We start from the raw sequence: 26,674 nt of genomic DNA, 5'->3' as shown, positions 1-26,674 counted from the left end.
CTATCGAAGGCGGGCCCGGGAACTAATCCTTCCCTTGGCCCCCGGATACTGCCTGGACGCTCTGGCGGCCCTCGGAGATCCACGGCATCATGGCCCGCAGCTCCGCCCCTACCTGTTCGATGGGGTGCTCTTGGCCCTCGGCTTCCAGGCGCAGGAAGTTGGGCCGGCCACTGCGACTCTCGCTCATCCACTCATCGGCGAACGATCCGTTCTGGATCTCGCTCAGGATCCTCTTCATCTCGGCCCGGGTGTCCTCGTTGATGATGCGGTCTCCCCGGCTCAGGTCGCCGTACTCGGCGGTGTCGGAGATGGAGTAGCGCATCCCGCCGATTCCCTCCTCGTACATGAGGTCGACGATGAGCTTCAGCTCGTGGAGGCACTCGAAGTAGGCCACCTCGGGCTGGTATCCGGCCTCGCACAGGGTCTCGAACGCCGCGGTCACCAGCGAAGTGAGCCCGCCGCACAGCACCACCTGCTCGCCGAACAGGTCGGTCTCGCACTCCTCGGCGAAGGTGGTCTCGATCACCCCGGCACGGGCACCCCCGATGGCGTCGGCATAGGCCAAGGCCAGCTCTCGGGCGCTGCCGGTGGCGTCCTGTCCCACCGCAATCAGACAGGGCACTCCCCCGCCCTCCACATAGGTGCGCCGCACCAGGTGGCCGGGGCCCTTGGGGGCCACCATGGCCACATCCACGCCCTCGGGGGCCGAGATCAGGTCGAACCGCACGTTGAAGCCGTGGGCAAAGAACAGGGCATCACCCGCCTGGAGGTGGGGCTCGATGTGGGCCTGATAGATGTCGGCCTGCTCGGTGTCGGGCAACAGCAGCATGATGATGTCGGCTTCGGCCGACGCCTCTGCCATCGACATCACCCGCAAGCCGGCCTCGGCTGCCTTGGCCGCCGACGACGACCCGTCTCGCAGTCCCACCCGCACGTCGATCCCCGATTCCTTCAGGTTCAGAGCATGGGCGTGGCCTTGCGACCCGTACCCCAGGATCGCCACCTTGCGGTCGGCGATGTGGGAGCGGTCGACGTCTTTCTCATACAACACGGTTGCCATTGGTTGTCCTTACAGTCGGTATTGGCTTTCGATCTAGTTCTGATCAGGGGGCCAGGGGGTCGGGGGCGGCTTTGACCAGCTTGGGCAGCGCCACCTTGCCGGTGCGCTGCACGTCCACGATCCCATAGGGTCGCAGAAGGCCTTCGAAGTCATCCACTCGACTGGGCGATCCGGTGAGCGACACCATGATTTCGTCGTAGCCCACATTCAACACGGTGGCCTGAAATATCCGCACCAGATCCAGAATCTGGCCCCGGATCTCGGGCTCGGCCCTCACGGTGACCATCATCAGCTCCCGCTCCACGCTGGCCGATGGGTTCAGTTCCTGGATGTCCACCACGTTGACCAGCTTGTCGAGCTGCTTCACCACCTGCTCCATCGGCGCGGCGTCCACCCCCACCACGATGGTGAGGCGGCTGAAACGCTCGTCGTCGGTGGGTGCCACGGCCAGCGACTCGATGTTGAACCCCCGCCGGGCGAACAGCCCGGCCACCCGGGCCAGCACGCCGGCCTTGTTCTCCACGCGCACCACCAGCGTGGTGGTGCCCCCGCCGTCGGCGGCGCTCATCGGGGCTGGTCCCGCTGGGAGGGATCGACCACCACATCGCTGTTGGACATGCCGGCCGGGACCATGGGGAAGACGTTCTCCTCGGCCTCACAGCGGAATTCCACCACCACCGGCTGATCGTTGATCTCATTGGCTTGGGCGATGGCCGGACCAACCTCTTCGGGCGACTCCACCCGAAGCCCGACACAGCCCAGCGCCTCAGCCCACATCTTGTAGTCGGGCACGTCGCGGGTCAGGTACACCTCGGAATAGCGCTCCTCGTAGAACATCTCCTGCCACTGGCGGACCATGCCCAGATACGCGTTGTTGATGAGGGCCACCTTGATGGGGAACCCCTCGGTGGCCGCGGTGACCAGCTCTTGGGCGGTCATTTGGAAGCATCCGTCGCCGTCCACCGCCCACACCATGCGGTCGGGCCGTCCCGCCTTGGCCCCGATGGCGGCGGGGATGGCGAACCCCATTGTGCCCAGGCCGCCCGAGTTCACCCACGTGTAGGGGTGGTTGAACTTCCAGTACTGGCTGGTCCACATCTGATGCTGGCCCACTCCCGAGGCCACGATGGTGTCGGAGGGGGTGGAGTCCCGAAGCTGCTCCAGCACGTACTGGGGCTTGAGCAGCTCGTCGTTCTTAGACTGCTCATAGGTAAGCGGGAACCGCTCCTGCCATCCGCTGATCCGGGAGCGCCATTGGTTCCGGTCGGGCTGGGCCTCGCTGCCCCCCATCTCCTTCAGCGCCTTCACCATCTCCTCAATGACCACCCGGCAGTCGCCCTGGATGGCCACGTCCGGGCGGCGGACCTTGCCCAGTTCGGCGCTGTCGATGTCCACGTGGATGATCTTGGCCAGGGGGGCGAACTCGCCCACCTTCCCGGTCACCCGGTCGTCGAAGCGGGCGCCCAGCGCGATGAGCAGGTCGGCCTCCTGCATGGCGGTGACCGCGGTGTAGTTCCCGTGCATGCCGGGCATGCCCAGACACAGCGGGTGGTCGTCGGGGAAGCCTCCCCGGTTCATCAGCGTGGTGACCACGGGGATGCCGGTCATTTCAGCCAACTCCAAGAGGGCTTCCGCTCCCCGGGACTTCAAGATGCCGCCCCCGGTGTAGAGAACCGGGCGCTCAGCCTCGCAGATGAGCTTGGCCGCTTGGCGGATCAGCTCGGCATCACCCGCCTGGTTGGGGAGGTAGCCGGGCAGGTCGTGGCTGTCGGGGGTATACCACTCCATCGCCGAACGGGGATTGTTGGGGTCGACGATGTCTTTGGGGATGTCCACCAGCACCGGGCCGGGACGGCCGGTGGTGGCGATGTAGAAGGCGTCGTGGATCACCTGGGGGATGTCGGCCGCCTCGGTCACCAGGTAGTTGTGCTTGGTCACCGACATGGTGATGCCGGTGGTGTCGCACTCCTGGAAGGCGTCGGTGCCGATGGCCGCGTAGGGCACCTGGCCGGTGACCACCACCATGGGGATGGAGTCCATGTAGGCATCGCACAGCGGGGTGACGATGTTGGTGGCCGCCGGACCCGAGGTGACCATGGCCACGCCGGGACGGCCGGTGGCGTGGGCGTACCCTTCGGCCATGTGCCCGGCGCCCTGCTCGTGGCGCACCAGCACGTGGCGGATGGACGAGTCGATCAGCGGGTCGTACACCGGCAGGATGGCCCCGCCGGGCAGCCCGAACAAGATGTCCACGCCCTCGTTCTCAAGGGCCTTCATCAGGGCTTGTCCGCCGTTCATATTCATGTTCGGATCAACCTCTCGGGCTTGTCCTAAAAGGAAAGACCTCCCGGTGTGGGAGGTCGGAAGCGCTCGGTCTCCGGGTCAGCCGGGACCGTGCGCTATAGGCGTACTACGAGAATCGCTCCAGTGTGGGGATGGCGCTTCATAGGATGCCACCAGTATGAACGCTAGGGCCTGCCTGTGACAAGACGATTAGGGGTGTACCCCGGCTCGTTCAACCCGCCCACCATCGGCCATCTGGCCGTCGCCGAGGCGGCCAGGGACCAGCGGGGGCTTAACCGGGTGGACTTGACGGTGTCGCGGGTGGCGCTGGGCAAGGAGTCGGTGGAGCAGCCCTCCTTCAATGATCGCATCGCCGTGCTGGAGACGTCGGTGGCCGACATCGACGGTCTGGAGGTGGTGGTGACCGACCATCAGCTCCTCGTCGACATCGCCCAGGGATACGACGTGGTGGTGATGGGCGCCGACAAGTGGGCCCAAGTGCTGGATCCGGCGTTCTACGGGGATTCGGTCGAGGACCGCGACCGGGCGGTAGAGGCCCTGCTCGAGCTGGACCTGGCCATCGCTCCCCGGCCACCGTTCCCGGTGCCGGCTGGCGCGGCGCTGGACATCAGCTCTGAGATGATCGCGGTGTCGTCCACCGGCGCCCGCCAAGGCCGGTTGGAGTGGATGACCGCCGCGGCCCGTGCCTTCGACGACGCGACCGGCACGTGGTCGAACCCCGATCCCTAGGGGGCTCGGCTAGGCCTCGGTGATGGCGCCTTTTTCGGCTCCCTGGGCCAAGCGAGCGTATTTGGCCAGCACGCCCTTGGTGTAGCGAGGCTCAGGCGGCTTCCAGTTGGCCCGGCGTTCGGCCAGGGTAGCCTCGTCCACCAATAGGTCGATGGAGTGGTCCCGCACGTCAATGCGGATGGTGTCGCCCTCGGCAATGAGCGCAATCGGCCCGCCCTCGGTGGCCTCGGGGGCCACATGGCCCACGCAGAAACCGTGGGTGCCCCCCGAGAACCGGCCGTCGGTAACCAGTGCGGCATCTCCTCCGCGGCCCGCGCCCTTCATCGCACCGGTGATGGCCAGCATCTCCCTCATGCCGGGGCCGCCCTTGGGCCCCTCATAGCGGATCACCACGATGTCGCCGGCTTCGATGCGGCCGTTGAGCACCGCGTCCATGGCCGCGTCCTCGCCGTCGAAAACCCGGGCCCGGCCCTCGAAGTGGTCGAAGTCGATGCCCGCCACCTTCAACACCGCGCCGTTGGGCGCTAGCGAACCGGTGAGCACTGCGATGCCGCCGATGTCGTGGAGCGGATCGTCCAAGCCGTGGATCACGTCTCCATCGGGGCCGGGCGGGTCGAGCAGGGCCAGGTTCTCGGCCATGGTCTTGCCGGTGACGGTGATCTCGTCACCGTGCAGCAGACCCTCGTCCAGCAGCATCTGCATCACCACCGGAACCCCGCCGATGCGGTCGATGTCGGCCATGTGGTATTTCCCATGGGGCTTGGTGTCGGCGAGATGGGGAACCCGGGCCGCCACCTTGTTGAAGTCGTCGAGCTCCAGCTCCACCCCGGCCTCCCAGGCGATGGCCAGCAAGTGCAGAACTGCGTTGGTCGACCCACCCAGGGCCATGGTCACCGCGATGGCGTTCTCAAAGGCGCCCTTGGACATGATGGTGCGGGGCCGGATGTTGTCCCGCAAAAGCCCGATCACCGCGGTCCCGCTGGCGTAGCTGTAGTCGTCGCGGCGGCGGTCCACCGCGGCGGCCGAGGCGCTTCCCGGCAGCGACATCCCCAGCGCCTCCCCAATCGAGGCCATGGTGTTGGCGGTGAACATCCCCGCGCACGAGCCCTCGGTGGGACAGGCGTTGCGCTCGATGGCGTCGAGCTCCTCGTCGTCGATGTCGCCCACCGCATGAGCCCCGACTGCCTCAAACACGCTCACGATGTCGAGCACTTGGCCGTTGTGCTGGCCGGGGAGGATGGATCCGCCATAGACGAACACCGACGGCAGGTTGAGCCGGGCCGCGGCCATCAACATGCCGGGGAGCGACTTGTCGCAGCCCGCGAAGCTGACGAAAGCGTCCAGCCGCTCGGCGTGCATCACCGCCTCTACCGAGTCGGCGATGATCTCCCGGCTCACCAGCGAGGCCCGCATTCCCTCGTGGCCCATGGAGATGCCGTCGGACACCGCGATGGTGTTGAACTCGATGGGGAAGCCGCCGGCGTCGCGAACGCCCTGCTTGGCCCGCTTGGCCAGCCGGTCCAGCGGCAGATTGCACGGCGTCACCTCGTTCCACGACGACGCCACCCCCACCTGGGGCTTGTCCCAGTCGTCATCGGTCATGCCCACCGCCCGCAGCATGGCCCTGGCTGGCGCCCGCTCGGCCCCTGTTGTCACCTCGTGAGAACGTGGCTTCATATCGCTCATAGCGACAGGCTATCTAGCAACATGGCGCGAATTAGAGGGCTAATGGGATTGCACAAGTCGCCCTTCGACCGGGAGATCGCCCGCCTGGCCGTTCCCGCCCTGGGCGCGCTGATCGCCGAGCCTCTCTACACCTTGGCCGACACCGCGGTGGTGGGGCATCTGGGCACCCCCCATCTGGGTGGGCTGGCGGTGGCCTCACAGGTGCTGTTGGGGGCGTTGTCGCTGTTCATCTTCCTGGCCTACGGAACCACCGCGGCGGTGGGGCGGCTCATCGGCGCGGGTGACCATCGCCGGGCCGCCCAGCAGGCGGTGCAGGGGCTGTGGTTGGCCGGGGCCGTCGGCGCGGTGCTGGCCGCGGCGGCCTATGTGTTCGCCGACCCCCTGCTCAGAGTCCTCGGGGCCGACGGCGAGGTACTGGCCCAGGGCCGGATCTACTTGCGGATCAGCCTCTTCGGCCTGCCGGGCATGCTCATCACCTTGGCCGGGGTGGGCTACTTGAGAGGCCTGCAAGACACACTGCGACCGCTGAAGGTGGCCGTGTTCACTGCCGGGCTGAACCTTGCCCTGGAGCTGGTGCTGATCTACGGACTCGGTTTCGGTATCGGGGCCTCGGCGCTGTCAACCGTGGTGGCCCAATGGCTCGCTGCGGGGGCCTACGTGTGGTGGATTCGGGAGGCCGTGAAAGTCCACGGGGTGACCATGGCCCCCGACCGCTCGATGATTGCGCGTTTGGCGGTAGTGGGATTGGACCTGTTCTTGCGCACCGCGGCACTGCGGGCTTCGTTCACCATGTCGGTGGCGGTAGCCGCCCGCTTGGGAGACATCGAATTGGCCGCCCACGAAGTGATCTACCAACTCATGTTCTTCTTGGCCCTGGTTCTGGACGCGGTGGCCATCGCCGGGCAGGCCATGATCGGGCGCTTCCTCGGTGCCAACGAACTGGACCACGCTCGGGCCGCTGGCCGCCGCATGATCGAGTGGGGATTGGCGACTGGATTGGCGGCCACCATTGTGCTGCTGGCGACCAGACCGTGGCTCCCCTTGGTGTTCTCCAGCGATGAGGCAGTGCTCTCCCTCGTGGGATTCTTGATGCTGCACCTAGCGTTCATCCAGCCGGTAAACGGAGTGGTGTTCGCCCTCGACGGCGTGCTGATCGGCGCCGGTGACATGCGCTTCCTGGCCGTGGCCATGGCCGGCGCCGCCGCGGTGTTCATTCCCCTGGCCCTGTGGGTGATGGCCGCCGGCGCCGGCATCGGCTGGCTGTGGGGCGCCATCTGGGCCCTCATGGCCGCCCGCTTGGTCGCCCTGCTTTGGCGCTTCGCCGGCTCTCGCTGGCTAGTCCCCGGCGCCGTTCGCTGAGCTATTGCGAGCTAGCGGGAGGACGACTCCACGTGGGCCTTGATGCCGTTCACCACTGCCTGCATGTTGGTTCGGTGGACTTTGAGGCGGTTGGCAATGATGCGGGGTTCTTTGTCGGGGTTCTGCTCGATGAACATGTTGAGGCCGGAGGGGCCGGGGCCGAGGAGGAGGCGGTAGATGAGGCGGGTGCCGCCGCCCATGAGGGATTGGAGTTCGAAACGCCACCTTGCGCCGGGATTGTCGGGGTCGGAGGTACACCAGCCGAAGGCCACCGGCTCCTCGCACACGTCCACGAAGCAGGGAACCTCCCAGTCGCCCATTACCTCGAGATGGTTGCGGCCGGTGAACACAGCCCCCAGTGCGGGGCCGTCGAAGCCGTCGTCCCAGGTAGCCCCGGTGAACTCGTCGGAGAACTGGGCAGGTAGGTCGATGTCAGTGACCGCGGCCCACACCTCGTCAATCTCGGCGGCAATGTCGACTTCGACCACTGTGCCGGGGCCATCAGCCATCGCCACGGAAGTTCCCGGACCGGACTCATAGGTGCGGCCGTAGCCGTCGAAAAAAGTGATGTTTCGGGCCGGGTCGCGGCGGGCGGGACGGAAATCGGTGCCCTTGGTCCACGCCACCGGGAACATGGCAATCTCGGTGATCTCCTCGGGGATGCCCAGCAGCTCCTTCAGCTCGGGGGCCTTGGCCAAAACGGCAGTGGTCCAGGCGGTGCCCAACCCCCGGGCCCTCAGGGCCACGCAGAAGCTCCACCCGCTCTGGATGACCGAGTCGAACAACCCTGGAGCCCCGCTGCCGTCGTGGCGGCCCACGATGGTGGGTATGACGATCACGGGCACTTCGGCCAAGTGCTCCACCAAGTAGGCCGACGAGCTCACTGTCCGAGCCCGGGGGTGGTCGGTGCCCTCCAAGCGGTCGCGAGCCTCCAGCATGAAGCCGCCCACAACCTCGCGGTACAGCCGGGCCAGCTCCTGTTTGATCTCGGGATCGCGCACCACGATCCACCGCCGGCTGGTCTGGTTGCCACCGGTGGGTGCCTGCTCGGCGATGTCGATGCAGTCGAGGATGATCTGGTCGTCCACCGGCCGCTCCAAATCCAGCCGCTTCCGCACCGCCCTCGTAGTGGTCAACGCCAGATCCACCGCTTCAGTGTCGATACTCATGTCTTGCTGGCCTCGTTGTAGATGCCGCGGGACATCAGGGATTGCTCTTGATCTCTCCGCTTCTGGTACACCGCGGCACGCTGTTCGAGCACGGCAGGGGAATCGGGCGCGGCTTGGGCGGCCCATTCGGCGAGATGGCAGGCGAGACGCAGGTCGCCGGCTTCGGAGAGCTCGATGGCCCGGCTTGCCAGTTCGGAAGCTCCTCCGGCTAGCCGGGCGACTTCCGCAGCCACCGCCTGATCCGGGGCGGGCTTGAGGCGGGCGGGGTTGCCGTCGTACCAGCCGCCGTAGAGGCGCCAGATGTTGCGCACCACGAACTCGGGCTCGTCGTAGCCGGCCCGCAGGTAGGGCTTGGCCATCAGGTCGTCGGGAACCCGCACCTGGTGGATGATGTCGTCGAGGCGGGCCCCGGCGTTCATCATCTCCAGAGTGTCGGCCACCAAGCCCTCCAGCGCGGTGGCCACATCGTCGAGCACCATGGCGATGCGCTCCTCACCCTCGATGGGCAGGCCGTGGGCCGGCAGCAACAACGCGGGCCGCAGATTGATTATCCGGCGAAGGGCCGCGGCCCACTCCGCGGGATACCGCTGCACCTTCTGGGGATTGCCCGCGTTGGGGAAGTACCAGATGAACAGGTCGCCGGCGAACAGCGCCCGCTGGTGGGGAAGCCACACCAGGGTGTGGTCGTCGGTCTCCCCTTGGGCATGCCAAAGCCGCAGCGACGTACCGCCCACCTCCAACTCCAGTTCGGCGGCATAGGCGGTGTCGGGGCGCACCCAGTCGTCGGCGAACATGTCCATCACGCCGCTTCGCCCGAACTGGCGGCGGTTGATAAGCCGGTTGTAGTCCTGGGTGAGGGTGTAGCGGTCGAACCGGCGATCCACAGCCTCGTGGGCCACAACCTGGGGAGCGGCCCTCCCCTGCTGCAAAGCGTCCTCGACGAAGGCGGGGGCCCCGCCCACGTGATCCATGTGGCCATGGGTGTAGACGATGGTGTGGACCGGCAGGCCCTTCCACCGCCGTAGGTGGTCCAGCGCGATGGGAGCGAACGCCGGGAGCGAGGTGTCGATGGCCACCAACCCCTCTTCGGTGGCCACCGACCACACATGCGAGAACGCGCACACTATGGATACGTCGTCGGCAATCTCGTGGAACGATCCGTCCATGGGGTGGATCGCCTGCTGCCCTTCATCGACGCCCTCGTCGATGATTCGGGCCGACCGTTCCAGCAGCGTCATACCGCCCTGCACCCTATCCAATCCCCTGAAAACCAGCCCTCTAGCCGCGGCGGGAGTTGAGGAGTTGGGTGACGGCTTTTCCGTCGGCTCGGCCCTGAGTGGCCTTCATCACCTGGCCGACGAAGAAGCCGGTGAGCTTGTTGTCTCCGTCGCAATATCGGGACCACTCATCGGCGTGCTCGGCAATGAGGCTGTCGACCAAAGACTCCAGCTCGCCGGTGTCCATGGCCTCGAATCCCAGTGTCTGGGCCGCGTCTTGAGGCGATCCCCCGCCCTCCACCAGCACAGCCAGCACCTTCTTGGCCTGGGTAGCGGTCAGATCGCCCGCGTCCTCCATGCCAACCAGGTCGGCGAGCGCTTCGGGGGTCAACTGGCCAGACCCGTCGGCCAAGTTCTGGACGATGTGGGTCATCACCCTCTCTGGTTCCCCTCCCCCGCTGATGGCCGCCAACGCCAGCTCGTCCATCGAGCGCTCGACGGCCAGCGCAATGTGGTCGATGTCCACCGATGGGGTGGCCTCCGCCAAATTCATCCGGCGGTCCCGGGGCAAGGCAGGCAGCGCATGGCGGATCTGCTCCACCCACTCAGTGCTGGGGTCGAGCGGCAGCAGATCGGGCTCGGGGAAATAGCGGTAGTCGTAGTCCTCTTCTTTGGAGCGCAAAGCGTGGGTGCGCCCGTCATCCTCGTTCCAATGCCGGGTTTGCTGCTCTATGACCTGCCCGCTGGTCAGCAGGTCGATCTGACGGCGGGCCTCATATTCGACAGCCCGGCCCAACGAGCGCAGCGAGTTCACATTCTTGATCTCGCACCGGGTGCCCAGCCGGTCGCTTCCCACCGGCCTAACCGAAACATTGCAGTCCACCCTCAGGGAACCCTCCTCCATCTTGCCGTCGGACGCCCCCACCGCCACCAGGATGGACCGCAATTCAGAAACGTACTGGCGGGCCTCCTCGGCTGAACGCAGCTCGGGATGGCCCACGATCTCAATGAGCGGCACCCCGGCCCGGTTGTAGTCCACCAGCGAGTACCCGGCCTCGTGGATGCGCCCTCCCCCGCCAATGTGGACGGTCTTGCCGGTGTCCTCCTCCAGATGGGCCCGCTCGATGCCGACCCGCTTGCCCGAGGGAAGCTCCAGCCAGCCGTCCACGTTGATCGGCTGGTCGTATTGGCTGATCTGAAAGTCCTTGGGCATGTCGGGGTAGAAGTAGTTCTTGCGGGCGAACACCGATGGCTGGATCCGGCAGTTGAGGGCCAGGCCCACCCGAATGGCCAGCTCCACCGCTTTCTCGTTGAGCACGGGAAGCGAACCGGGCAAGCCGAGCGACACCGGGTCGATGTGGGTGTTGGGCTCGCCGCCGAACCGGTTGGGGCTGGCGCTGAACAGCTTGGTCTCAGTGGCCAACTCGGCGTGGACCTCCAATCCCACCACCGTCTCCCACTCGGTATCGGCCGGGGCACCGAGCCCGGGCACGTCGTGTGCTTCTGCGCCCATCACAGGCTCGCTTCCAGCACCGCCGCGGCCCGGAACATGACCGGCTCGGCCAGAGCCGGTGCCAAGATCTGCACGCCCACCGGCAGGCCGTCGTCGCCCACCCCGTAGGGCACCGACATGGCGGCCTGTCCGGTGAGGTTCACCGGCACGGTACACACGTCGCTCATATACATGGCCATAGGGTCGGCAGTGCGCTCCCCCAGCGAGAACGCGGTGGTGGGCGACGTGGGGCTCACCAACAGGTCGAACTGCTCCCACACCGAGGCGAAGTCGTTGATGATGAGCGTGCGCACCTTTTGGGCCTTGCCGTAGTAGGCGTCGTAGTACCCGGCCGACAGGGCGTAGGTGCCGATCATGATGCGGCGCTTGACCTCCTCGCCGAACCCGGCAGAGCGGGTGGCGGTGTTCATGTCGGGGGTGCTGGATGCATCAACCCTCAGTCCGTAGCGAACCCCGTCGTAGCGGGCCAGATTGCTGGAGGCCTCGGCTGGCGCGATCAGGTAGTAAGCCGACAGCCCGAAGACCGCCGCCGGGACGCTGGCCTCGGCAACACGGGCCCCGGCTGATTCCAGCGCTCGCACCGCGGCCCGCAACCGAGCGGCCACATCCGGGGCGATGCCGTTGCCGCTTAACTCGGTCAGCACCCCCACCCGCAGCCCGTCCACCCCGTCGTCCAGCGTGGCGGAAACCAGGGGTTGGGATTCACTGATGCTGGTTGAGTCTTGGGAATCGGGACCGCTGATCACGTCCAGTACGGCAGCTGCATCGGCCACCGTGGTGGTGAACGGGCCGATCTGGTCGAGCGAGGAGGCGAACGCCACCAGGCCATAACGGGACACCAAACCGTAAGTGGGCTTGACTCCGACCACCCCGCACAGCGCGGCGGGCTGGCGGATCGACCCGCCGGTGTCGCTGCCCAGCGCCACCGGGGCAAACCCGGCGGCCACCGCCGCCGCGCTGCCCCCAGATGATCCGCCCGGCACCCGGCTTGTGTCGCACGGGTTGCGGGTGGGGCCGAACGCCGAATTCTCAGTGGAGCTGCCCATGGCGAACTCATCCATGTTGGTCTTGCCCACCATCACTGCGCCGGCATCATGGAGATGCTTCACCACCGTGGCGTCATACGGCGGCTCCCAGCCCTCCAGGATGCGGGAGGAGCAGGTGGTGGGCACTCCCCGAGTGCATAAATTGTCCTTGAGAGCGACGGGCACCCCAGCCAGCGGGCCGGGGTCTTGGCCTGCGGCTACCTCGGCGTCGATCTCGTCGCTCCGGTCCCGGGCCCGTGCCGCAGCCACCAAGTTGAAAGCGTGGATGTCGGATTCGCCGCCGTCGATCGCGCTCAGGTACTCGTCGACCACCGAGCGCGCCGAACGCTGCCCCGACCGCACCGCGGCGGCAATTTCCACCGCTGTCACGGAGCTTCTCCCAAGACCGGAGGCACCCGAAATTGGCCATCCTCAGCGAACGGCGCCTGATTCAGCACCTCGTCGCGGTCCAGCACGTCGCCGGGAGTATCCGGCCGGAGCTGGTTGGTGATGGGAAGGGCGTGCATCGTCGGGGGAAGCGACTCCAAGTCCAGCGCCTCCACCTCGGCCACATGGTCCAAGAGCTCGTCGAGCTGGCCGGTGAATCGGTCTAGCTCCTCGTCGGTCAACTCCAGGCGGGCCAACGCGGCCACGTGGGCGCACTCAGCTCGGGTGATGCGTTGCTGCCCCATACCGAAGCGACATCGTACCGTTTTCCCAGGGGGTTTCCGGCGCTGGATAGCGATACGTTGCCAGGATGAGGGTGCACCGCTTTCTCAGCCCAGAGTGGATTGAATCGGCGATGGCGCTGCGCGAGGAACTGGCTTCGGCTGCCCCAGGCTCCGGGCACACGGCCCGGGTCAATCTGGTGGTCACCGACACCCCCTTCGGCAATGGCCAGTTCCGGGCCTCCATTGACACCGATGCCGGAGGCCCGCTGCCGGTTCCGGGCAATCTAGAAGACCCCGATGCCACCGTGTTCCTCGACTATCCCGCGGCTTTGGCTGCCTTTGTCACCGATGACCCCGACATCGTGACCCACGGCTTTCTCACCGGCGCCTTGCGGGTGGACGGCGACTTGGCTCTTGTCCTCCTGCTGTTCGGAGAGGGGATGACCGACGAGCAGGCCGACTTTGCCCGGCGTGCTCAGGATCGGTTGCGGTCCATCACCGCTTTGGAATGACGCTTAGCCCTCTTCGGAGCTCTCTCCAGCCTGCTCTTCGGGGCGGGTGAACAGGTCCACGCACGTTCCGAAATCCACGACGGCATCGGCGGGCGGGTTGGACGCCAGGATCTCGGAATCGAGCGGACCCTCGACTTCGCCCAAGCACAGGCCGGCTTCTTCAAGAACCCCGGTGGCATCTGCCACCCCAAGAGTGGCCATAGCGGGCACCCGGACCTGTTCGGGTCCGGCTGAGATCACCACGGTGATCACTGTGTCGGCCGCCACCTCCGTTCCGGGCGGAGGCTCCACCCTCACCACGTGGTCGGCCTCAACCAGATTGTCGTGTACTGGCCACTCCAGCACTCCCAAGCGGAGCTCTTCGAGCCTCTCTCGAGCCACGGCCAGCGACGAGCCGGTGTCGATGTCGGGCACGACTCGGGGCGACGGCCCAAGTGAAACCACCAAGTCCACACTGGCCCCTGGTTCAACCTCGGAGAAGAGTTCGTCCACCTCGACGACCACCCCCTCGATCATTGTTTCGTCGTAGCGCTGGCTGATCTCCCCCAGCGACAACCCCGCCACATCGAGCGAGACCCCGGCGTCTTCGACGGCCAGCCCGACAATGTTGCTGGGAATGGCTACCAGCTCGGGACCCAAAGACACCCACACCGTCACGGTCTCCCCCTCCTCCAGTCCGGTACCCGGCTGGGGGGCTTGGCCGAGCACTTGGCCGGCCACGGTCCCGTCTTGGCGCTGCTCCAGGCGGTTGAGGACCCAGCCGAATTCGCTCTCAATGCGGAGCAGGTCGGCCTCCTCGGCCCCGGCCAGATCCGGCACCGGTTGGGTTTGTGTGCCGAACTGGCTCTTCCATAGGGCATACGCCCCGAAGCCTGCTCCCCCCAGCAATACCAGTGCTATCGCGGCCGCTAGCAGCCGGCGGAACGCCGGACGACCCGCCTTTGGTTGGGTGCTCTTCTCCGGTGGGCGCTTTGCGGGCGCGCCAGCCACCGCCGTCTCGTCGGTATCGGGGATCTCGGGTCTTGCCTTTGTCAGCGGGAGCGGGCCTGGCCGGGGCAGCGTCTCAGCCGCGGCCAGCAGGGCGGCACTCAGATCATGGGCACTCGGACGATCGTCTCTCTCCGGCCGTCCCGCCATCTCCAGAACCCGGCCCAAACGGTCGAATTGGCCAGCCAGGTCGAGTTGGCGGCTCATCTTGGCCATCTGGGTGTACTCGGGGTCGTCCGACTCGAACGGTACCCGCCCCGACAGCGCCTCGGTGAGCACCAATACCAGGGAGTACACATCGCTCTTGTGGTCCGGAGACAAGCCCTGGGCCTGCTCGGGCGAGGCATAGCGCACCGCGTCGATCGCCGAGAAGACCGACCGCGCCGTCAGCACCCCTCCTGCCTCGGAAGAGGTCAGGATCCAGGACGTACCCAGGTCGGCCAGGCGGGAACGGCCGCGGCTGTCGAACAGGATGTTGGAAGGTCGGACATCTCGATGGACGAGCCCCCGGCGGTGGATGTGCTCCAGCCCGCGGGTCACCTCCAAGCCGACCATCAGGGTCTGCGACGGCGAAAGCAGATGCCCAGCATCGAGCATCCCCTGAAGGCTCCCGCCCTCCAAGTAGTCGCCCACCACATAGAGGCCGATGTCCGAGTCGCCCCAGTCGCGTATTGCCGCCAAGTGGGGATGGGCCACCGCAGCGGCCTCCTCGGCCGCCTCCAGGAAGCGGCTGGCGAAGACCCCGTCTCGGGTCCACCCGTCGGGCAGGACTTCGTCGGCCAGCAGCTTGACCGCCACCCGGCGCGACTGAGACAGGTCATAGGCCAGGAAGACATGGGTGAACCGACCTGCGCCAATGTGGGTCACGAGCCGATAGCGCCCTCCCAGAACTTGGCCGATCACCCCAGCTTCCCCGCTGCCTTGGGACACGCTCTGAGGGTACTTGGCGAATCAAGCAGTTCCGCGCCACCCAGGGTGTCTCCAAGCCCTGTCAGCGGGCACACTGGGTGTGTGCTGGAGTCCATCGCGCTGCGCCGGGTGTTGTTGGCCGTTGCGGCCCTGATGGGTGCCGCGGCCATACTTCTGGCCTTGTTTCTGGCCGACACCGACGACAACGACGTGACCGTCACCGGAAACGCCGCGGTGGACGAGCTCATTCCTCCCCGCAACGCCGAGGTTCTCTCCCAGGAAACCGTGGGCATCGACTTGGCCGCCGGCTACGACGCCCGCCTGTCCATCAACGGGGTGGACATTCCCCCCGGTCAGATTCGCCATCTCCCCAACCTCAACCGATTCACCTTCCGACCCGATCAGGGAAAGGTGATCGAGAGCCTCCGAGCCGAGCAGAACTGCGCCCTGGTGACCTATTGGCGCCAAGAGACCGGCTCCGCTGAGGCCGCCACCATCTCTTGGTGCTTCACCGCCTCCTAGCTGTCGTCTCGCGTCAGACCGTCGAAAGACCGCAGAGAAGCCTCCAGCGTGCGCAAGTAGCCGGCGAAATCCGCCGACTCTCCGTCCTGCAACCACTCCAACCGGTCACGCTCGCGATCCAGGTGCTCGCCCATGAGCTGATCGATCAACTCTCTGCCCTCTGGGCTGAGCTGGGCCATCATCACCCGGCGATCATCGGGATCGGGCACCCGGCGGACCAGATTCAGCTTCTCAAGCTGGTCCACCCGCCCGGTCATTCCCCCAGAAGTGAGCATGGTCATAGCCGCCAGCTCACTCGGCTTGGCCTGAAATGGCTCGCCGTTTCGCCGCAACGCCGCCAATACGTCGAATAGGCCAAGAGTGAGGCCGAACGGCCGGAGGAACTCGGCCATGGACTGCTCGAACAATCGGTCGATGCGAGAGATTCGCCCGAAGATTCCAATGGGCGAAGCGTCCAGATCAGGCCGCTCGTTGGCCCACTGCTCCAGAATCGAGTCCACTCGGTCGTAGGTCACGACATCTCCTCCAGCACCGTCCCGATGGTGTCGACTACTCGGTCCACCTCAGTGGCGGTGAACGTGAACGGCGGGTAGATGCCCAAGTGGTCGGCCTGAGCCCGCACCAGTAGCCCGGCTGCCTGGATGCGCCTCTGGGCCTCGGCTACCAGGGGCTCCGGGCTTTCCGCGTCTAGTTCCACCGCGGCCAGCATCCCCTCGCCGCGAACCTCTGCCACCACTGGCAGGGAATCCAGACTGCGTATCCGCTCCTGAAGGTGCCGACCGGTCTGGAGACTGTGATCCACCAGTGCTTCCCGCTCGAGGATTTCGATCACCTTCAGCCCGGCGACGCAGGCGGCGGGATGGCCGCTGTAGGTATAACCGTGCATCAGCTCGATTGAGCCTTCTGGATCGATGAACACCTCGTGAACCCGGCTGCTGGCGATGGCCGCCCCCATGGGGATGTAGGCCGATGTCAACCCCTTGGCCACAGTCATGATGTCGGGAACCACTCCGTAGCGGTGACCCCCGAACCAGTAGCCCAGCCGACCGAAACCGCAGACCACCTCATCCAGAACCAGGAGTACATCGTGGCGGTCGCATATCGCCCTGACCTCGGACAAGTAGTGCTCTGGAGGAGGGTAGACCCCTCCGGCGGCCTGCACCGGCTCCATGATCACCGCGGCGATGGTGCTCGGATCGCGATAGGCCAGCTCCCGTTCCAGAGCATCGATTTCGTGGGCCGGAACCTGGGTGCAGCCCTCTAGGAGCGGACCGAATCCCGACCGGTTCTCGGTGAGGCCGCCTACTGAGATCCCCCCGAAGTTCATACCGTGATAGCCCCGATGCAGCGACACGAAGCCGGTCTTGGATGCCTGCCCGATCCGGCGCCAGTACCCGCGGGCTATTTTCAGAGCGGTCTCAACCGCTTCGGAGCCCGAGTTGGTGAAGAACACGTGGCTCAGATCGCCCGGCGTGCGGGCGGCGACCGCCTCGGCCAGCTCCTGGGCCCGAGGGTGGCTATAACCGAACAGGCAGTGGTACTCCAGCGTACGGAGCTGCTCCGCCACCGCCTCGGCGATCTCGGTTCGGCCGTGTCCCAGGATCACACAGGCCACTCCGCCAGCAGTGGCATCAAGCAGCCGGGCACCGTCGTCGGTCTCCACATAGTTGCCGTCCCCGGCCATCACTACCGGCGGCCTGCTGCCACCCGCCGGGGTGAACGGCATCCACAATGGGGCGGTGGCGCTGCTCACGCCCCGCTCCGGGCATCCCGCCATACCAGCAGGGATTCCAGTTCTTCTATCTGATAGTCGGGGCCCGACCGGACCAAGATGAGATGCTCAGCGCCAGCCGCCGCATAGTCGTCGTAGGTGGAATCGCTGGCGGTCTCGAACAGCGCCACCGTTCGCTCCACCCTTGCCGGATCGCGTTCGGCCCGCTCGCACCATCGGTCCAGCACCCCGTTGAGGTGGGCGATCTCGTCGGGAGTGCCCCATCCGTTCCAGGCATCGGCCAGCCGGGCGCACACGTCCAGGGTCATCCGCTCCCCCAGCCCGCCGACCAGAATGGGAAGCGGGCCCACTGGGCCGGGCCGGAGCTGTCCCAGGCGGTGGCGGATGCGGTAGATGGCCGCCTCCATCTCGCGAATGCGATCGGCGTCGCGGGACATGGCGAACGCGTAGGACTGGTAGTCCCGCTCCAACCAGCCCGAGCCCAGGCCGAGCACCAGCCGGCCTCCGGAGGCGTGGTCCACCGTGCGGGCCATGTCGGCCAGCAGGTCGGGGTTGCGGAATCCGGTACAGGTGACCAGCGGGCCGATCTGCGCCCTGCTGGTAACCGAAGCCATGGCGGCCAGGGTGGACCAGCACTCAAAGGCAGTGCCGTCGGGGTCGCCGTCAATGGGGAAGAAGTGGTCGAACGTCCAAATGCTGTCAGCCCCGGCCTCGTCTGCGTACCGCCAAGCGGCCGCCATCTCGTCCCAGTTCACATGATTGGGCCGGATCTGGACCCCCACTCGCGGCGGCATCTCATTCTCCCTCGTGCGACGCAGCCAAACCGGTGATGAGCGACACCAGCCTTTGGGCATCGGTGCTGTGGGCGTCCAACAGTTCGATGAGCTGGCCTCGACGCATCACCGCGATCCGATTGGCGAGGCGGAACACCTGGTCCAGGTTGTGGCTGACCACGATTATGGTCAGCTTGCGCTCGCGCAGCGTGATGATGAGGTCCTCCACCCGGGCGGTCTCGGCGATGCCCAGCGCGGCGGTGGGCTCGTCCATGACGATCACTTCGTTGCCCCAGTTCATGGCCCGGGCAATGGCCACTCCTTGACGCTGGCCCCCGGAGAAGTGCTGGACCGGGATGCGGGCCGATGGGATCTTGATGTTGAGCCGCCGAATGATCTCTTCGGTGTCGCGGCGCATGGCCCGACGGCGCAGGAAGGTGAACGGCCCCCACCCCACTTTCAGCTCCCGCCCCATGAACAGGTTCTGGGCGGCATCCAGGTTGTCGGCCAGCGCCAAGTCTTGGTACACGGTTTCGATGCCGGCCGTCCGAGCGTCCAGCGGGGAGCGGAACCGGCGGATCTCGCCGTGCAGCACCACCTGCCCGGAATCGGGCTGCTCTGCCCCGGAGATCACTTTGAGAAGGGTGCTCTTCCCGGCCCCGTTGTCACCCACGATGGCGGTGAGCGTGCCAGTGGGGAAATCCAGTGACACATCTCGAAGCGCAACCACACCGCCATACCGCTTGTGAATGCCCGACACGCTCAGGGCGATGTCCGGCGATTCCGACCCCTGGGAGCGAGGGGCCTCGGCAATTGATCCAGATTGGGTTGCGGTCATGATCGTGCTCCGTGCAATTGGTCGAACAGATAGTCGGGCGAGACCGGTACCCGGTTCACCTCGATGCCGAGGCCGGCTAGAGCATCTTCGATGGCGTTGGCCACCGCGGCTGGAGGGGATATGGCTCCGGCCTCGCCCACACCCTTGATGCCCAATGGGTTGAGCGGCGACGGCGTCTCCAGATGGACGACAGCCAGTTCAGGCACCCCGGCGGCGTCGGGCACCAGATAGTCGGCCAGGCTGGGGTTCTGGGGCTGACCGTCGGCGTCGTATGCCGCTTGCTCGAACAGCGCCGCTCCGATCCCCTGGGCAACTCCCCCGGCGATCTGGCCGTCCACGATCATGGGAGACAGCAGCGGTCCGCAGTCATGGGCGACCGCGTAGTCGAGGATCTCCACAGCTCCTGTAGAGGGATCAACGGCAACACGCGCTACGTGCACTCCGGCGGCAAAGGTGACGGTCGCCGGCTCGAAGCAGACCATCTCGTCAAGGCCGGGGGTGTTGCCGTTGGCAAAGATGCCTCCGGGGGCGAAGCCTTCAGCGACCTCAGCCAGTTCCATACACCGGGTGGGCGTTCCCACCACCTCCACCATGCCGTTGTGGATGCGCAGGTCGGCAGGGGCCAGTTCCCACTGCTGAGCCACTGCGTTGACAATCCGGTCTCGCAACACCCCGGCAGCCTCGTGGATCGCGCTGCCGGCCACCACCGCACTGCGGCTGGCCAGCGTGCCCCAGCCGTACTCGACTGCGGCGGTATCGCCCCCGACCACCGTCACGCGTTCGGGGTCGGCCCCCAACGCCTGGGCGCACACCTCGGCGAACACGGTCTCATGACCCTGGCCCTGCGAGCACGCGCCAGTGGCCACCTCGACCCATCCGGTCTCGTCCACCCGCACTCGGGCGCTCTCGAACGGTCCGACCCCTGTTCCCTCCACATAGGTGGACACGCCGACCCCCACTAACCGGCCGGCGTCGTCGCGCGCCCCTCCTCGAAGGCCGTCGGCAATACCGCTCAGGGCCATGGCCGCCTCGAAGCAGCGGGAAAAGTCGCCGCTGTCGTATGTCATAGGGGTGCCGTCCCGGTAGTTGAGGCCGACGGTATAGGGCATTTCCTCGGCCCCGATGAGGTTGCGGCGGCGAAGTTCCACCGGGTCGATGCCCATCTCTCGGGCGGCCACATCGATGATGCGGTCCATGGCAAAGACGGCTTCGGGTCGGCCCGCTCCCCGATAGGGCGAGATCGGGGCTTTGTTGGTCACGACCGCCGTGGCCTCCACATCCAGCGCCGGCACCCGATAGCACCCGCAGAGGTGGGCCAGCGTGTTGTAGGGCTGGACCACGCCCAGCGGATTGGCCGCTCCATTGTCCACCACGAATCGGTCGCGCACCCCCAGTATGCAACCATCGCCGTCGAGAGCCAGTTCGATGTCGTGGATCTGATCTCGGGAATGGATGGCGGCCAAGCCGTGCTCGCTCCGCTGCTCCACCCATTTGAGAGGGACTCCCATCTCCAGCGCCAGAAAAGCCATAATCAGTTCTTCGGCGTAGGGAATGGCCTTGACGCCGAAGCCGCCGCCCACGTCGGGCGCCACAACCCGGATTCGGTGCGCCGGTCTGCTCAGAGCCTTGGCCAGAGCGGTGCGCAGCGGATGGGGAATCTGAGTGCTGCTCCACACCGTGAGCAGATCGGTGCGGGGATCGTGTTCGGCCACCACGCCCCTCGGCTCCATCGGGTGACAAGCCAGTCTGCCCGAGTGAAGACGGCGTCGGCTGACATGGGCGGCTTCGGCAAAGGCACTGCCTATGTCGCCAAAACCGGCGGCGACGAACAACGAGCGGTTATCAGGCCAGTGGTCGTACAGCCGGGGAGCGTCATCGGCCAGCGCGGCGAACGGATCGACTACCGGCGGACGGGGAGCCAGGTCGAGGAGCACCCGATCAGCCGCGTCTGCTGCGGCATAGGGGGTGTCGGCGATCACCACAGCGATCGGGTCGCCCACGTGCCGTACCCGGTCTACCGCCAGCAGCGGCCGACCCTCATGGCGCACGAACAGCCGCTCGTCATCCAGAGAATCCAGCAATTTGTCCTGGTAGACGCCGCCATCGGCCTCGTTGGGCGCCATTGTGTCGATCCGCCCGATCAGATCTGCGCCAGTCCAGCCGACAACGCCCGGGGGCAGCTCTACCCCGTTCACGTCGGCGTGGGCCACAGGGCTGCGCACGAAAGCGACGTAGCGCATCGACTGAAGCTCGATGTCGGCCACATAGCGTCCGCCGCCCCGCAGCAGACGGGGATCCTCCCGCCGCAGTGTTTTCACCGGGCTAACTCCACAGCCCAGTAGTCCCACTGGGTATGGGTGTATTCCTCCAGGGTCAATCCGTCGGTGAGCAACTCGTCGGTCAGCTCAGACGGGTCGATGGCCGCTATGGAGCCCAGGCCTTGGGCCATGATCTGCAATCGAGCCGAGCGCTCAAGATTCACCGCGCTTACCGTGGCCTCCTCGATAGAGGATCCCACCACAGTGAGCCCGTGGCCCTTCAGCAGGATCCCCTTCCGGCCTCCCAGGGCTGCAGCCACTGCTCGGCCGCGCTCGGGGTCGTCGATCTGCACCGCGGAGTCGTACACCGGGACGCCGTCGGCGAACAGCGTGCACAGGTGCCAGACCGGGGCAAGGGGCACATTGGTCATTGAGAACGCGATGCAGTGCATGGGGTGGGCATGGATCACCGACCCAACGTCGGACCGGGACTTGTATATCTCGGTGTGCATGAATCGCTCGCCAGGGGCCTCCATCGACCCCTCGACCACCTCACCGTTCAGGTCCATAACCACCACATCTTCGGGGTCGGTCTCGGCCAGGTCTTTGACGTCGTCATGGGTGTGCCCCAACACGGCCACCAGGTCGGTTCCCGGAACCCGGGCCGAGGGGTGGCCAAAGGGACCGATCAGCCGCTCTCGGACCAGAATCCGGGTCGAGGTGGCGATCTTCTTCTTGAGGTCGGCAATGGCCTCAGACTGTTGGATGCTCATGGTCGCGCTCCGATGTCGAGAACGTGGACGACTTTGGTCCGGGTGTAGCTGAGCAGCGACTCCATCGACCCCTCCGCTCCCAGCCCTGAGTCCTTGTAACCGCCGAATGGCGTCTCCAGGAAGTGCTGGCCCCGCCCGTTGATCCATACGCATCCGGCCTGCACCCGGCGGGCGGCGTCCATCGCCCAGTCCAGATCGTTGGTGATGATGTTGGCCGTCAGCCCGTAGCGGGTGGCATTGGCCTGGGCGATGAGGTCGTCTCGATCTCGCCATTCCAGTACCGACAGCACCGGACCGAAGATCTCCTCGATGGCGATGGTGTGGCCGGACTCCACCCGGTCGAAGAGTGTGGGCGCCAGGTAATACCCGCCCTCGGGCACGCCGTCGGGAGCGGCGCCGCCCCTGATCAGCCGGGCACCCTCCGACCGCCCAACATCCACATAGCCCTGAACCCGGCTGAGCTGGGGCTCGGACACGAGCGGCCCCATGGTGGTTGCCGTATCGAGGGGGTCGCCCACCCTGATCTGATCAAGCCGGGCGGCTACCGCATCCACGATCTCGTCGCGGAGGGCCGCGGGGGCGTAGAGCCGAGACGTGGATCCGCATGACTGCCCCTGGGAGGACTCGAAGTTCATCCCCCCCACGGCCTGCTCGGCCACAAACGCGGGGTCGGCATCGGGCGCGACCAAGAGGGGGTTCTTGCCCCCGAGCTCAACGGTCACATGCTTTACCCGGCCCGAGGCCGCGGCAGCCTCCATGACTCGTAGCCCGGTCGTCCCCCGTCCGGTGAACCCGATGCGACCGATTGCCGGGTGGGCCACCAAGGCCTCGCCGGTGGTAGCTCCGTTTCCGGTCAGCACAGTCAGCACGCCGGTAGGCAGGACCTCGGCGGCCAGATAGGCGATCTCCAATGGGGAGATGGGGGTTTGGTCGGGGGCCTTCACAATAACGGTGTTTCCCGCGGCCAAGGGGGCGGCTGCATGAAAGAGGGTGAACATCAGCGGGTGGTTGAAGGGCAGGATGCGGGCCACCACGCCGTAGGGCTCTCGCAAGGTCAAATGGAGGCTGTTGGCCGACGCTGGCAGGGTCTTGCCGTGCAGTTCGCGGGCGATGCCAGCGAAGTAGTCCAGGGCATCGGCCCCGTAGGCCACGTCGTTGCGCATGGCAGCCAGGGGGTTGCCGCTGTCCATGGCGTCGATCCGGGCCAGACGCTCGGCCTGTGACCGCACGGCGTCGGCCAGGTCCCTCAAATGACGGCCTCTCTCAGCGGCCGACAACGCGGCCCACGCCGGCTGGGCCCCTTCTGCTGCCGTGGCGGCCCGATCCACCGCCGCGGCGTCGGCCAGCGGCACCTCAGCCACCATCTCACCGGTGCCCGGGGCGATTGCCGCCATCATGTCGCCATCGGCCACCTCGCGGTCCCCCACCAGCAGCGGATAGCGGTCGCGGAGTTCGACTCCTGACAGGTCGGAAGTCATGGGACGATCACCGGCTTCATCTCAGCACCGGCTTTCATGGCGGCCAATGCATCGGTCACCTGATCCAGGGAATAGGTGTTGGAGCACACCGCTGATTCCAGCCCCAACTCGACGCTGTGCCGGTCCAAGAACCGGAGGGCGTCGTGGAAGTGGGAGATGTCGGCCGAGAGCGAGGTCCGCACCGTGAGCTGGCGGACTTTCATAGCCGTGGTCGGCACAGGAACGGTTTTGCCATGGGCTTGGCCGACGACCATGAGCGTGCCGCCGGCTCGCACCATCTCCATTCCCTCGGTAAAGGCGTCGGGAGGCCCCGCGCATTCGATCACGAAGTCAGCACCCCGACCCGCTGTCATACTGCGGACCGCTTCGATTCTCTCTCCGGGCTCGGTTTCATCGATGTCGATACGGGCAGCCAGATCCCATGCTTCGGTGGCGGCCAGCCGGGATCCGGGTGCACCGATGAGGATCACCTGGTTGGCCCCGCTTCGCAGGGCCGCCGCTGCGGCCATAACCCCGACTGGGCCTGCCCCGAGAACGACCACCGTGTCGCTAAAGCGAATGCGGGGCATGCGGTCGAGGGCGTGCATGACTGTGCGCAAGGCACAGGTGGCCGCTGAGGCCAGCGGACTGGTCACGCCCTCGGGCACCCGTAGTACCCGAGAATCGGGCGACACATGGAGGTGCTCGGAGAACGTCCCGTTGACCGCACCCTCCTCATAGGGACCCCACCCGTATCCCATGGTGTTCTCACACAGAGTGGGCTGTTTGGCCACCGCGCAGAAATAGCACCGCCCGCACCAATTGTGAGCCCAGACGATGCGGTCGCCGGGTCGAAGCGGTTCGCCCACAGCGTCGCTCTTCAGACCCGCGCCCAGTTCCACCACAGTTCCGGTGCCCTCATGGCCCAATATCAGCGGCAGACGGGCCAGCTGATCGAAGACTCCGTCGCAGATGTGCACGTCGGTCCCGCACACGGTCGCGGCGTCGATCCGCACCAGGGCGCCTCCCGGGAGAACCGGTCCGAGCTCCAGGGTCTCCACCGCGGGACCGTCGGCGTAGTCGGCCAGAACCACAGCCCGGCTCATTCGGGTACCTTTCGCCAAATCGGGCCCCGCTCGACAACCGGGTCGAGCAGCCCTTCGGCGACCCATTCGGTGTAGGCGAAGGGATCGTAGGTCTTGGCCACCTGGCCCGGATAGCCGATGCGGTCGCGCACCACCGGGCTGAGGTAGTAGCAGGCCGCCACCACCGTGGTGAGGGCGGTGTAGGCATCTTCATCCTCGGCCAGGAAGGCCGACAGCCTTTCCACGGTGAACGTTGCCGGATCGAGCGCGGCCAGCGCCTCGACCAGCGGTTGGCGCAGATCGTCGCGCCATCCCAGCACCTCGTCGAGATAGGAGTTCACCGCCCCCACTTCGGAGGCCGAGGGCATGCCGTGGGCCGCGGGCAGCATGATGTCGGCCATCTGTTCCAATCGGTCAACGTCGATGATGGCGGTGTTGTCGGCAACCGTCATGCTGGCACCTTCTGTTCGCTTCGGTTCTGAACCAGCAGGTCGGCAGTCCGAAGGGCCAGCGCGGTGATCGTGCAGGTGGGGTTGACCCCGGAGCTGGTCACGAACACGCTGGCATCGGCGATGTACAGGTTGGGCACATCGTGGGCCTGCTGGTGGGAGTTGACCACAGAGTTCGCCGGATTCTCGCCCATGCGGGCAGTGCCCATGAGGTGCCATCCCGAATAGGGGATCATGCTGGCCACCGCGGTCTCCTGGCATCCCGAAGCCTCGAGCGATTCTTCGGCCCGCTCTTCTTGGAAGGCCATAAGGCGCCGCGAGTGCTCGGAGATCCGATAGCTCACCCGGGGTGCGGGGATGCCGTGGCTGTCGGCGCGATCCGGATCGAGCTCTACCCGGTTGGTCTCCTCGGGAAGATCCTCCCCGAATATGGCCCAACTCGCCCCCCGGCCGAAGGTCTGGCCCATGAGGACGTGATGATCACTCCCCCACACCTCGTTTCCGGCCCGCATGGGCAGGATGTGGTTGAGGGGACCTCCAACCGGCGAGAGCGCCCACTTGGCCCCTCGGACGAATTCCCGGTGTGGATCGGTCTCGTAGAACTGATAGCTGGTGATGCTGGCCCCGAAGTGACCCTGCCAGCCCTCCACCTGGTCGTCCCACCACCCGGTCACCACCGAGAACGGGTGCATCATCAGGCGGCGGCCGACGAGGCCGCTGGAGTTGGCCAGACCATCAGGACAGTGGCGGTCGTCGGCCGACAGCAACAGGAGCCGCGCCGTGCCCACCGCGTTGGCGGCCAGGATCACCACATCGGCTTCTTGGTGGTGCTCGACTCCGGAGCGGTCCAGCCAGACTGCTCCGGTGGCCAATCCTCGAGGTCCCAGCGTGATCCGGCTGACCCGGGCCCCGGTGATTAGCCGGGCTCCAGCAGCGGTTGCCTTAGGCCAGTGGGTCAGATCAGTGGAGGCCTTGGCCCCCTCGGCGCACCCCGAGGTGCAAACGCCTCGCTGCACGCATGGCCGCCTCCCGTCGTAGGGCGCTGACAAGATGGCGTTGGGCTCGGGCCACCAGTGCCATCCCAGCCGGTTGTGCCCCTCGGCCGCCCGCCGGCCCGCCACCCCCAGGGGCAGTGGCGGGAGCGGATAGTCGTCGTGGGGTGGATAGGCTGGATCCCCGGCCAGCCCGGACACGCCGATCTGCTGGTCGATGGCGTTGTAGTACGGAACCAGTTCTCGGTAGGCGATGGGCCAGTCATCGGCCACCCCGTCCAGCGTCCGCACCCGGAAGTCCGACGGGAGCATCCGGGGCCACGTCCCGGCGTAGATGATCATGCTGCCCCCCACCGCGTTGTACATGAGGGGCTCTATATCCGAATCGTCGTGAACCACCGGATAGTCCTCGGGCCTCATCCGCACGTTGGGGCTCATGGCCCAGTCCTTGCGGATGGCCAGCTCCCAGTCGGGCCGGGTGCCGGGGAACGCGGACCTATCGGGCCAATCGCCCTGCTCGAGGCAGACAACATCGAAGCCGTGCTCGGCCAGGTGGCGTGCAGCCACCCCACCGGAGGCACCGGCGCCGATGATGAGGACGTCGGCCCGATAAGTCACGTTCGCTAGCAGTGGTTCACCGGAGGGAGAGAATCC

General features: G+C 66.5%; 24 protein-coding genes. 4 read left to right on the top strand and 20 right to left on the bottom strand.

Annotation, left to right across the window (positions count from 1 at the left end; all coding sequences use genetic code 11):
* Window positions 1-22 precede the first annotated feature (22 nt).
* The 3 genes from ilvC to ilvB are packed head-to-tail and all read right to left on the bottom strand — an operon-like array spanning window position 23 to window position 3,364.
* Complete coding sequence (ilvC, locus tag ACOGI7_RS04825) at window positions 23-1,060, bottom strand: ketol-acid reductoisomerase (protein ID WP_419850783.1); 1,038 nt, start codon at window positions 1,058-1,060, stop codon at window positions 23-25.
* 43 nt (window positions 1,061-1,103) lie between these two features.
* Window positions 1,104-1,628, bottom strand: coding sequence for an acetolactate synthase small subunit (gene ilvN / locus ACOGI7_RS04820; protein WP_419850782.1), 525 nt, complete (start codon window positions 1,626-1,628; stop codon window positions 1,104-1,106).
* Window positions 1,625-3,364, bottom strand: a complete 1,740-nt coding sequence (gene ilvB, locus ACOGI7_RS04815) for a biosynthetic-type acetolactate synthase large subunit (protein ID WP_419850781.1) — start codon at window positions 3,362-3,364, stop codon at window positions 1,625-1,627. Before ilvB ends, ilvN begins: the two co-directional genes overlap by 4 nt.
* 177 nt (window positions 3,365-3,541) lie before the next feature.
* On the opposite strand from ilvB, the gene ACOGI7_RS04810 reads away from it, so the two are divergent.
* A complete protein-coding gene (locus tag ACOGI7_RS04810; protein ID WP_419850780.1) occupies window positions 3,542-4,093 on the top strand; it encodes a nicotinate-nicotinamide nucleotide adenylyltransferase in 552 nt (183 codons plus the stop codon).
* A 9-nt stretch (window positions 4,094-4,102) separates the two neighbouring features.
* On the opposite strand, the gene ilvD is transcribed toward ACOGI7_RS04810, so the two are convergent.
* Window positions 4,103-5,779, bottom strand: a complete 1,677-nt coding sequence (gene ilvD, locus ACOGI7_RS04805) for a dihydroxy-acid dehydratase (protein ID WP_419850779.1) — start codon at window positions 5,777-5,779, stop codon at window positions 4,103-4,105.
* Window positions 5,780-5,821: 42 nt separating this feature from the next.
* Here ilvD and ACOGI7_RS04800 point away from each other — a divergent pair, with 42 nt between their 5' ends.
* Window positions 5,822-7,138 (top strand): MATE family efflux transporter, encoded by a 1,317-nt coding sequence (locus tag ACOGI7_RS04800; RefSeq protein WP_419850778.1) that lies wholly within the window; start codon window positions 5,822-5,824, stop codon window positions 7,136-7,138.
* 11 nt (window positions 7,139-7,149) lie between these two features.
* Here ACOGI7_RS04800 and ACOGI7_RS04795 read toward each other — a convergent pair whose 3' ends face one another.
* The 5 genes from ACOGI7_RS04795 to gatC are packed head-to-tail and all read right to left on the bottom strand — an operon-like array spanning window position 7,150 to window position 12,754.
* Window positions 7,150-8,307, bottom strand: coding sequence for a nitroreductase family protein (locus tag ACOGI7_RS04795; protein WP_419850777.1), 1,158 nt, complete (start codon window positions 8,305-8,307; stop codon window positions 7,150-7,152).
* Window positions 8,304-9,545 (bottom strand): alkyl sulfatase dimerization domain-containing protein, encoded by a 1,242-nt coding sequence (locus ACOGI7_RS04790; RefSeq protein WP_419850776.1) that lies wholly within the window; start codon window positions 9,543-9,545, stop codon window positions 8,304-8,306. Before ACOGI7_RS04790 ends, ACOGI7_RS04795 begins: the two co-directional genes overlap by 4 nt.
* Before the next feature lie 40 nt (window positions 9,546-9,585).
* Window positions 9,586-11,037, bottom strand: a complete 1,452-nt coding sequence (gene gatB, locus ACOGI7_RS04785; RefSeq protein WP_419850775.1) for an Asp-tRNA(Asn)/Glu-tRNA(Gln) amidotransferase subunit GatB — start codon at window positions 11,035-11,037, stop codon at window positions 9,586-9,588.
* Entirely contained in the window at window positions 11,037-12,452 is a 1,416-nt protein-coding gene (gatA, locus tag ACOGI7_RS04780; RefSeq protein ID WP_419850774.1) for an Asp-tRNA(Asn)/Glu-tRNA(Gln) amidotransferase subunit GatA, read from the bottom strand. Before gatA ends, gatB begins: the two co-directional genes overlap by 1 nt.
* The gene (gene gatC / locus ACOGI7_RS04775) at window positions 12,449-12,754 is read right to left on the bottom strand and encodes an Asp-tRNA(Asn)/Glu-tRNA(Gln) amidotransferase subunit GatC (protein WP_419850773.1); all 306 of its coding nucleotides are present in this window, start codon (window positions 12,752-12,754) and stop codon (window positions 12,449-12,451) included. The genes gatA and gatC overlap by 4 nt, the downstream gene beginning before the upstream one ends.
* Before the next feature lie 65 nt (window positions 12,755-12,819).
* Here gatC and ACOGI7_RS04770 point away from each other — a divergent pair, with 65 nt between their 5' ends.
* Window positions 12,820-13,245 carry a hypothetical protein gene (locus ACOGI7_RS04770; RefSeq protein ID WP_419850772.1) on the top strand — a complete coding sequence of 142 codons (426 nt, stop codon included), beginning with the start codon at window positions 12,820-12,822 and terminating at the stop codon, window positions 13,243-13,245.
* Window positions 13,246-13,248: 3 nt separating this feature from the next.
* On the opposite strand, the gene ACOGI7_RS04765 is transcribed toward ACOGI7_RS04770, so the two are convergent.
* Window positions 13,249-15,162 (bottom strand): protein kinase domain-containing protein, encoded by a 1,914-nt coding sequence (locus ACOGI7_RS04765; RefSeq protein WP_419850771.1) that lies wholly within the window; start codon window positions 15,160-15,162, stop codon window positions 13,249-13,251.
* A gap of 81 nt (window positions 15,163-15,243) precedes the next feature.
* On the opposite strand from ACOGI7_RS04765, the gene ACOGI7_RS04760 reads away from it, so the two are divergent.
* On the top strand, window positions 15,244-15,663 hold the full coding sequence (locus ACOGI7_RS04760) for a hypothetical protein (protein WP_419850770.1): 420 nt from the start codon (window positions 15,244-15,246) through the stop codon (window positions 15,661-15,663).
* Here ACOGI7_RS04760 and ACOGI7_RS04755 read toward each other — a convergent pair.
* The 10 genes from ACOGI7_RS04755 to ACOGI7_RS04710 are packed head-to-tail and all read right to left on the bottom strand — an operon-like array spanning window position 15,660 to window position 26,638.
* A complete protein-coding gene (locus ACOGI7_RS04755) occupies window positions 15,660-16,178 on the bottom strand; it encodes a MarR family winged helix-turn-helix transcriptional regulator (RefSeq protein ID WP_419850769.1) in 519 nt (172 codons plus the stop codon). The two genes, ACOGI7_RS04760 and ACOGI7_RS04755, sit on opposite strands and share 4 nt — an antisense overlap.
* Window positions 16,175-17,416, bottom strand: coding sequence for an aspartate aminotransferase family protein (locus tag ACOGI7_RS04750; RefSeq protein WP_419850768.1), 1,242 nt, complete (start codon window positions 17,414-17,416; stop codon window positions 16,175-16,177). Before ACOGI7_RS04750 ends, ACOGI7_RS04755 begins: the two co-directional genes overlap by 4 nt.
* On the bottom strand, window positions 17,413-18,189 hold the full coding sequence (locus tag ACOGI7_RS04745) for an LLM class F420-dependent oxidoreductase (RefSeq protein ID WP_419850767.1): 777 nt from the start codon (window positions 18,187-18,189) through the stop codon (window positions 17,413-17,415). The genes ACOGI7_RS04750 and ACOGI7_RS04745 overlap by 4 nt, the downstream gene beginning before the upstream one ends.
* Before the next feature lies 1 nt (window position 18,190).
* Window positions 18,191-19,006, bottom strand: a complete 816-nt coding sequence (locus tag ACOGI7_RS04740; protein ID WP_419850766.1) for an ATP-binding cassette domain-containing protein — start codon at window positions 19,004-19,006, stop codon at window positions 18,191-18,193.
* On the bottom strand, window positions 19,003-21,324 hold the full coding sequence (locus tag ACOGI7_RS04735; RefSeq protein WP_419850765.1) for a xanthine dehydrogenase family protein molybdopterin-binding subunit: 2,322 nt from the start codon (window positions 21,322-21,324) through the stop codon (window positions 19,003-19,005). Before ACOGI7_RS04735 ends, ACOGI7_RS04740 begins: the two co-directional genes overlap by 4 nt.
* On the bottom strand, window positions 21,321-22,037 hold the full coding sequence (locus ACOGI7_RS04730) for a class II aldolase/adducin family protein (protein WP_419850764.1): 717 nt from the start codon (window positions 22,035-22,037) through the stop codon (window positions 21,321-21,323). The genes ACOGI7_RS04735 and ACOGI7_RS04730 overlap by 4 nt, the downstream gene beginning before the upstream one ends.
* The gene (locus tag ACOGI7_RS04725; RefSeq protein ID WP_419850763.1) at window positions 22,034-23,515 is read right to left on the bottom strand and encodes an aldehyde dehydrogenase family protein; all 1,482 of its coding nucleotides are present in this window, start codon (window positions 23,513-23,515) and stop codon (window positions 22,034-22,036) included. Before ACOGI7_RS04725 ends, ACOGI7_RS04730 begins: the two co-directional genes overlap by 4 nt.
* Window positions 23,512-24,600: a zinc-binding dehydrogenase gene (locus ACOGI7_RS04720; RefSeq protein WP_419850762.1), complete on the bottom strand. Its 1,089-nt coding sequence runs from the start codon at window positions 24,598-24,600 to the stop codon at window positions 23,512-23,514. Before ACOGI7_RS04720 ends, ACOGI7_RS04725 begins: the two co-directional genes overlap by 4 nt.
* Complete coding sequence (locus tag ACOGI7_RS04715) at window positions 24,597-25,031, bottom strand: hypothetical protein (RefSeq protein WP_419850761.1); 435 nt, start codon at window positions 25,029-25,031, stop codon at window positions 24,597-24,599. The genes ACOGI7_RS04720 and ACOGI7_RS04715 overlap by 4 nt, the downstream gene beginning before the upstream one ends.
* Entirely contained in the window at window positions 25,028-26,638 is a 1,611-nt protein-coding gene (locus tag ACOGI7_RS04710; protein ID WP_419850760.1) for a GMC family oxidoreductase, read from the bottom strand. The genes ACOGI7_RS04715 and ACOGI7_RS04710 overlap by 4 nt, the downstream gene beginning before the upstream one ends.
* Window positions 26,639-26,674: the final 36 nt, after the last annotated feature.

The sequence above is a fragment of the Candidatus Poriferisocius sp. genome, assembly GCF_965204145.1.
In the GTDB taxonomy this organism is placed as follows: domain Bacteria; phylum Actinomycetota; class Acidimicrobiia; order Acidimicrobiales; family Bin134; genus Poriferisocius.
Note: the sequence above shows the minus strand (reverse complement) of the source record. Positions and strands in the feature narration are given on the sequence as shown.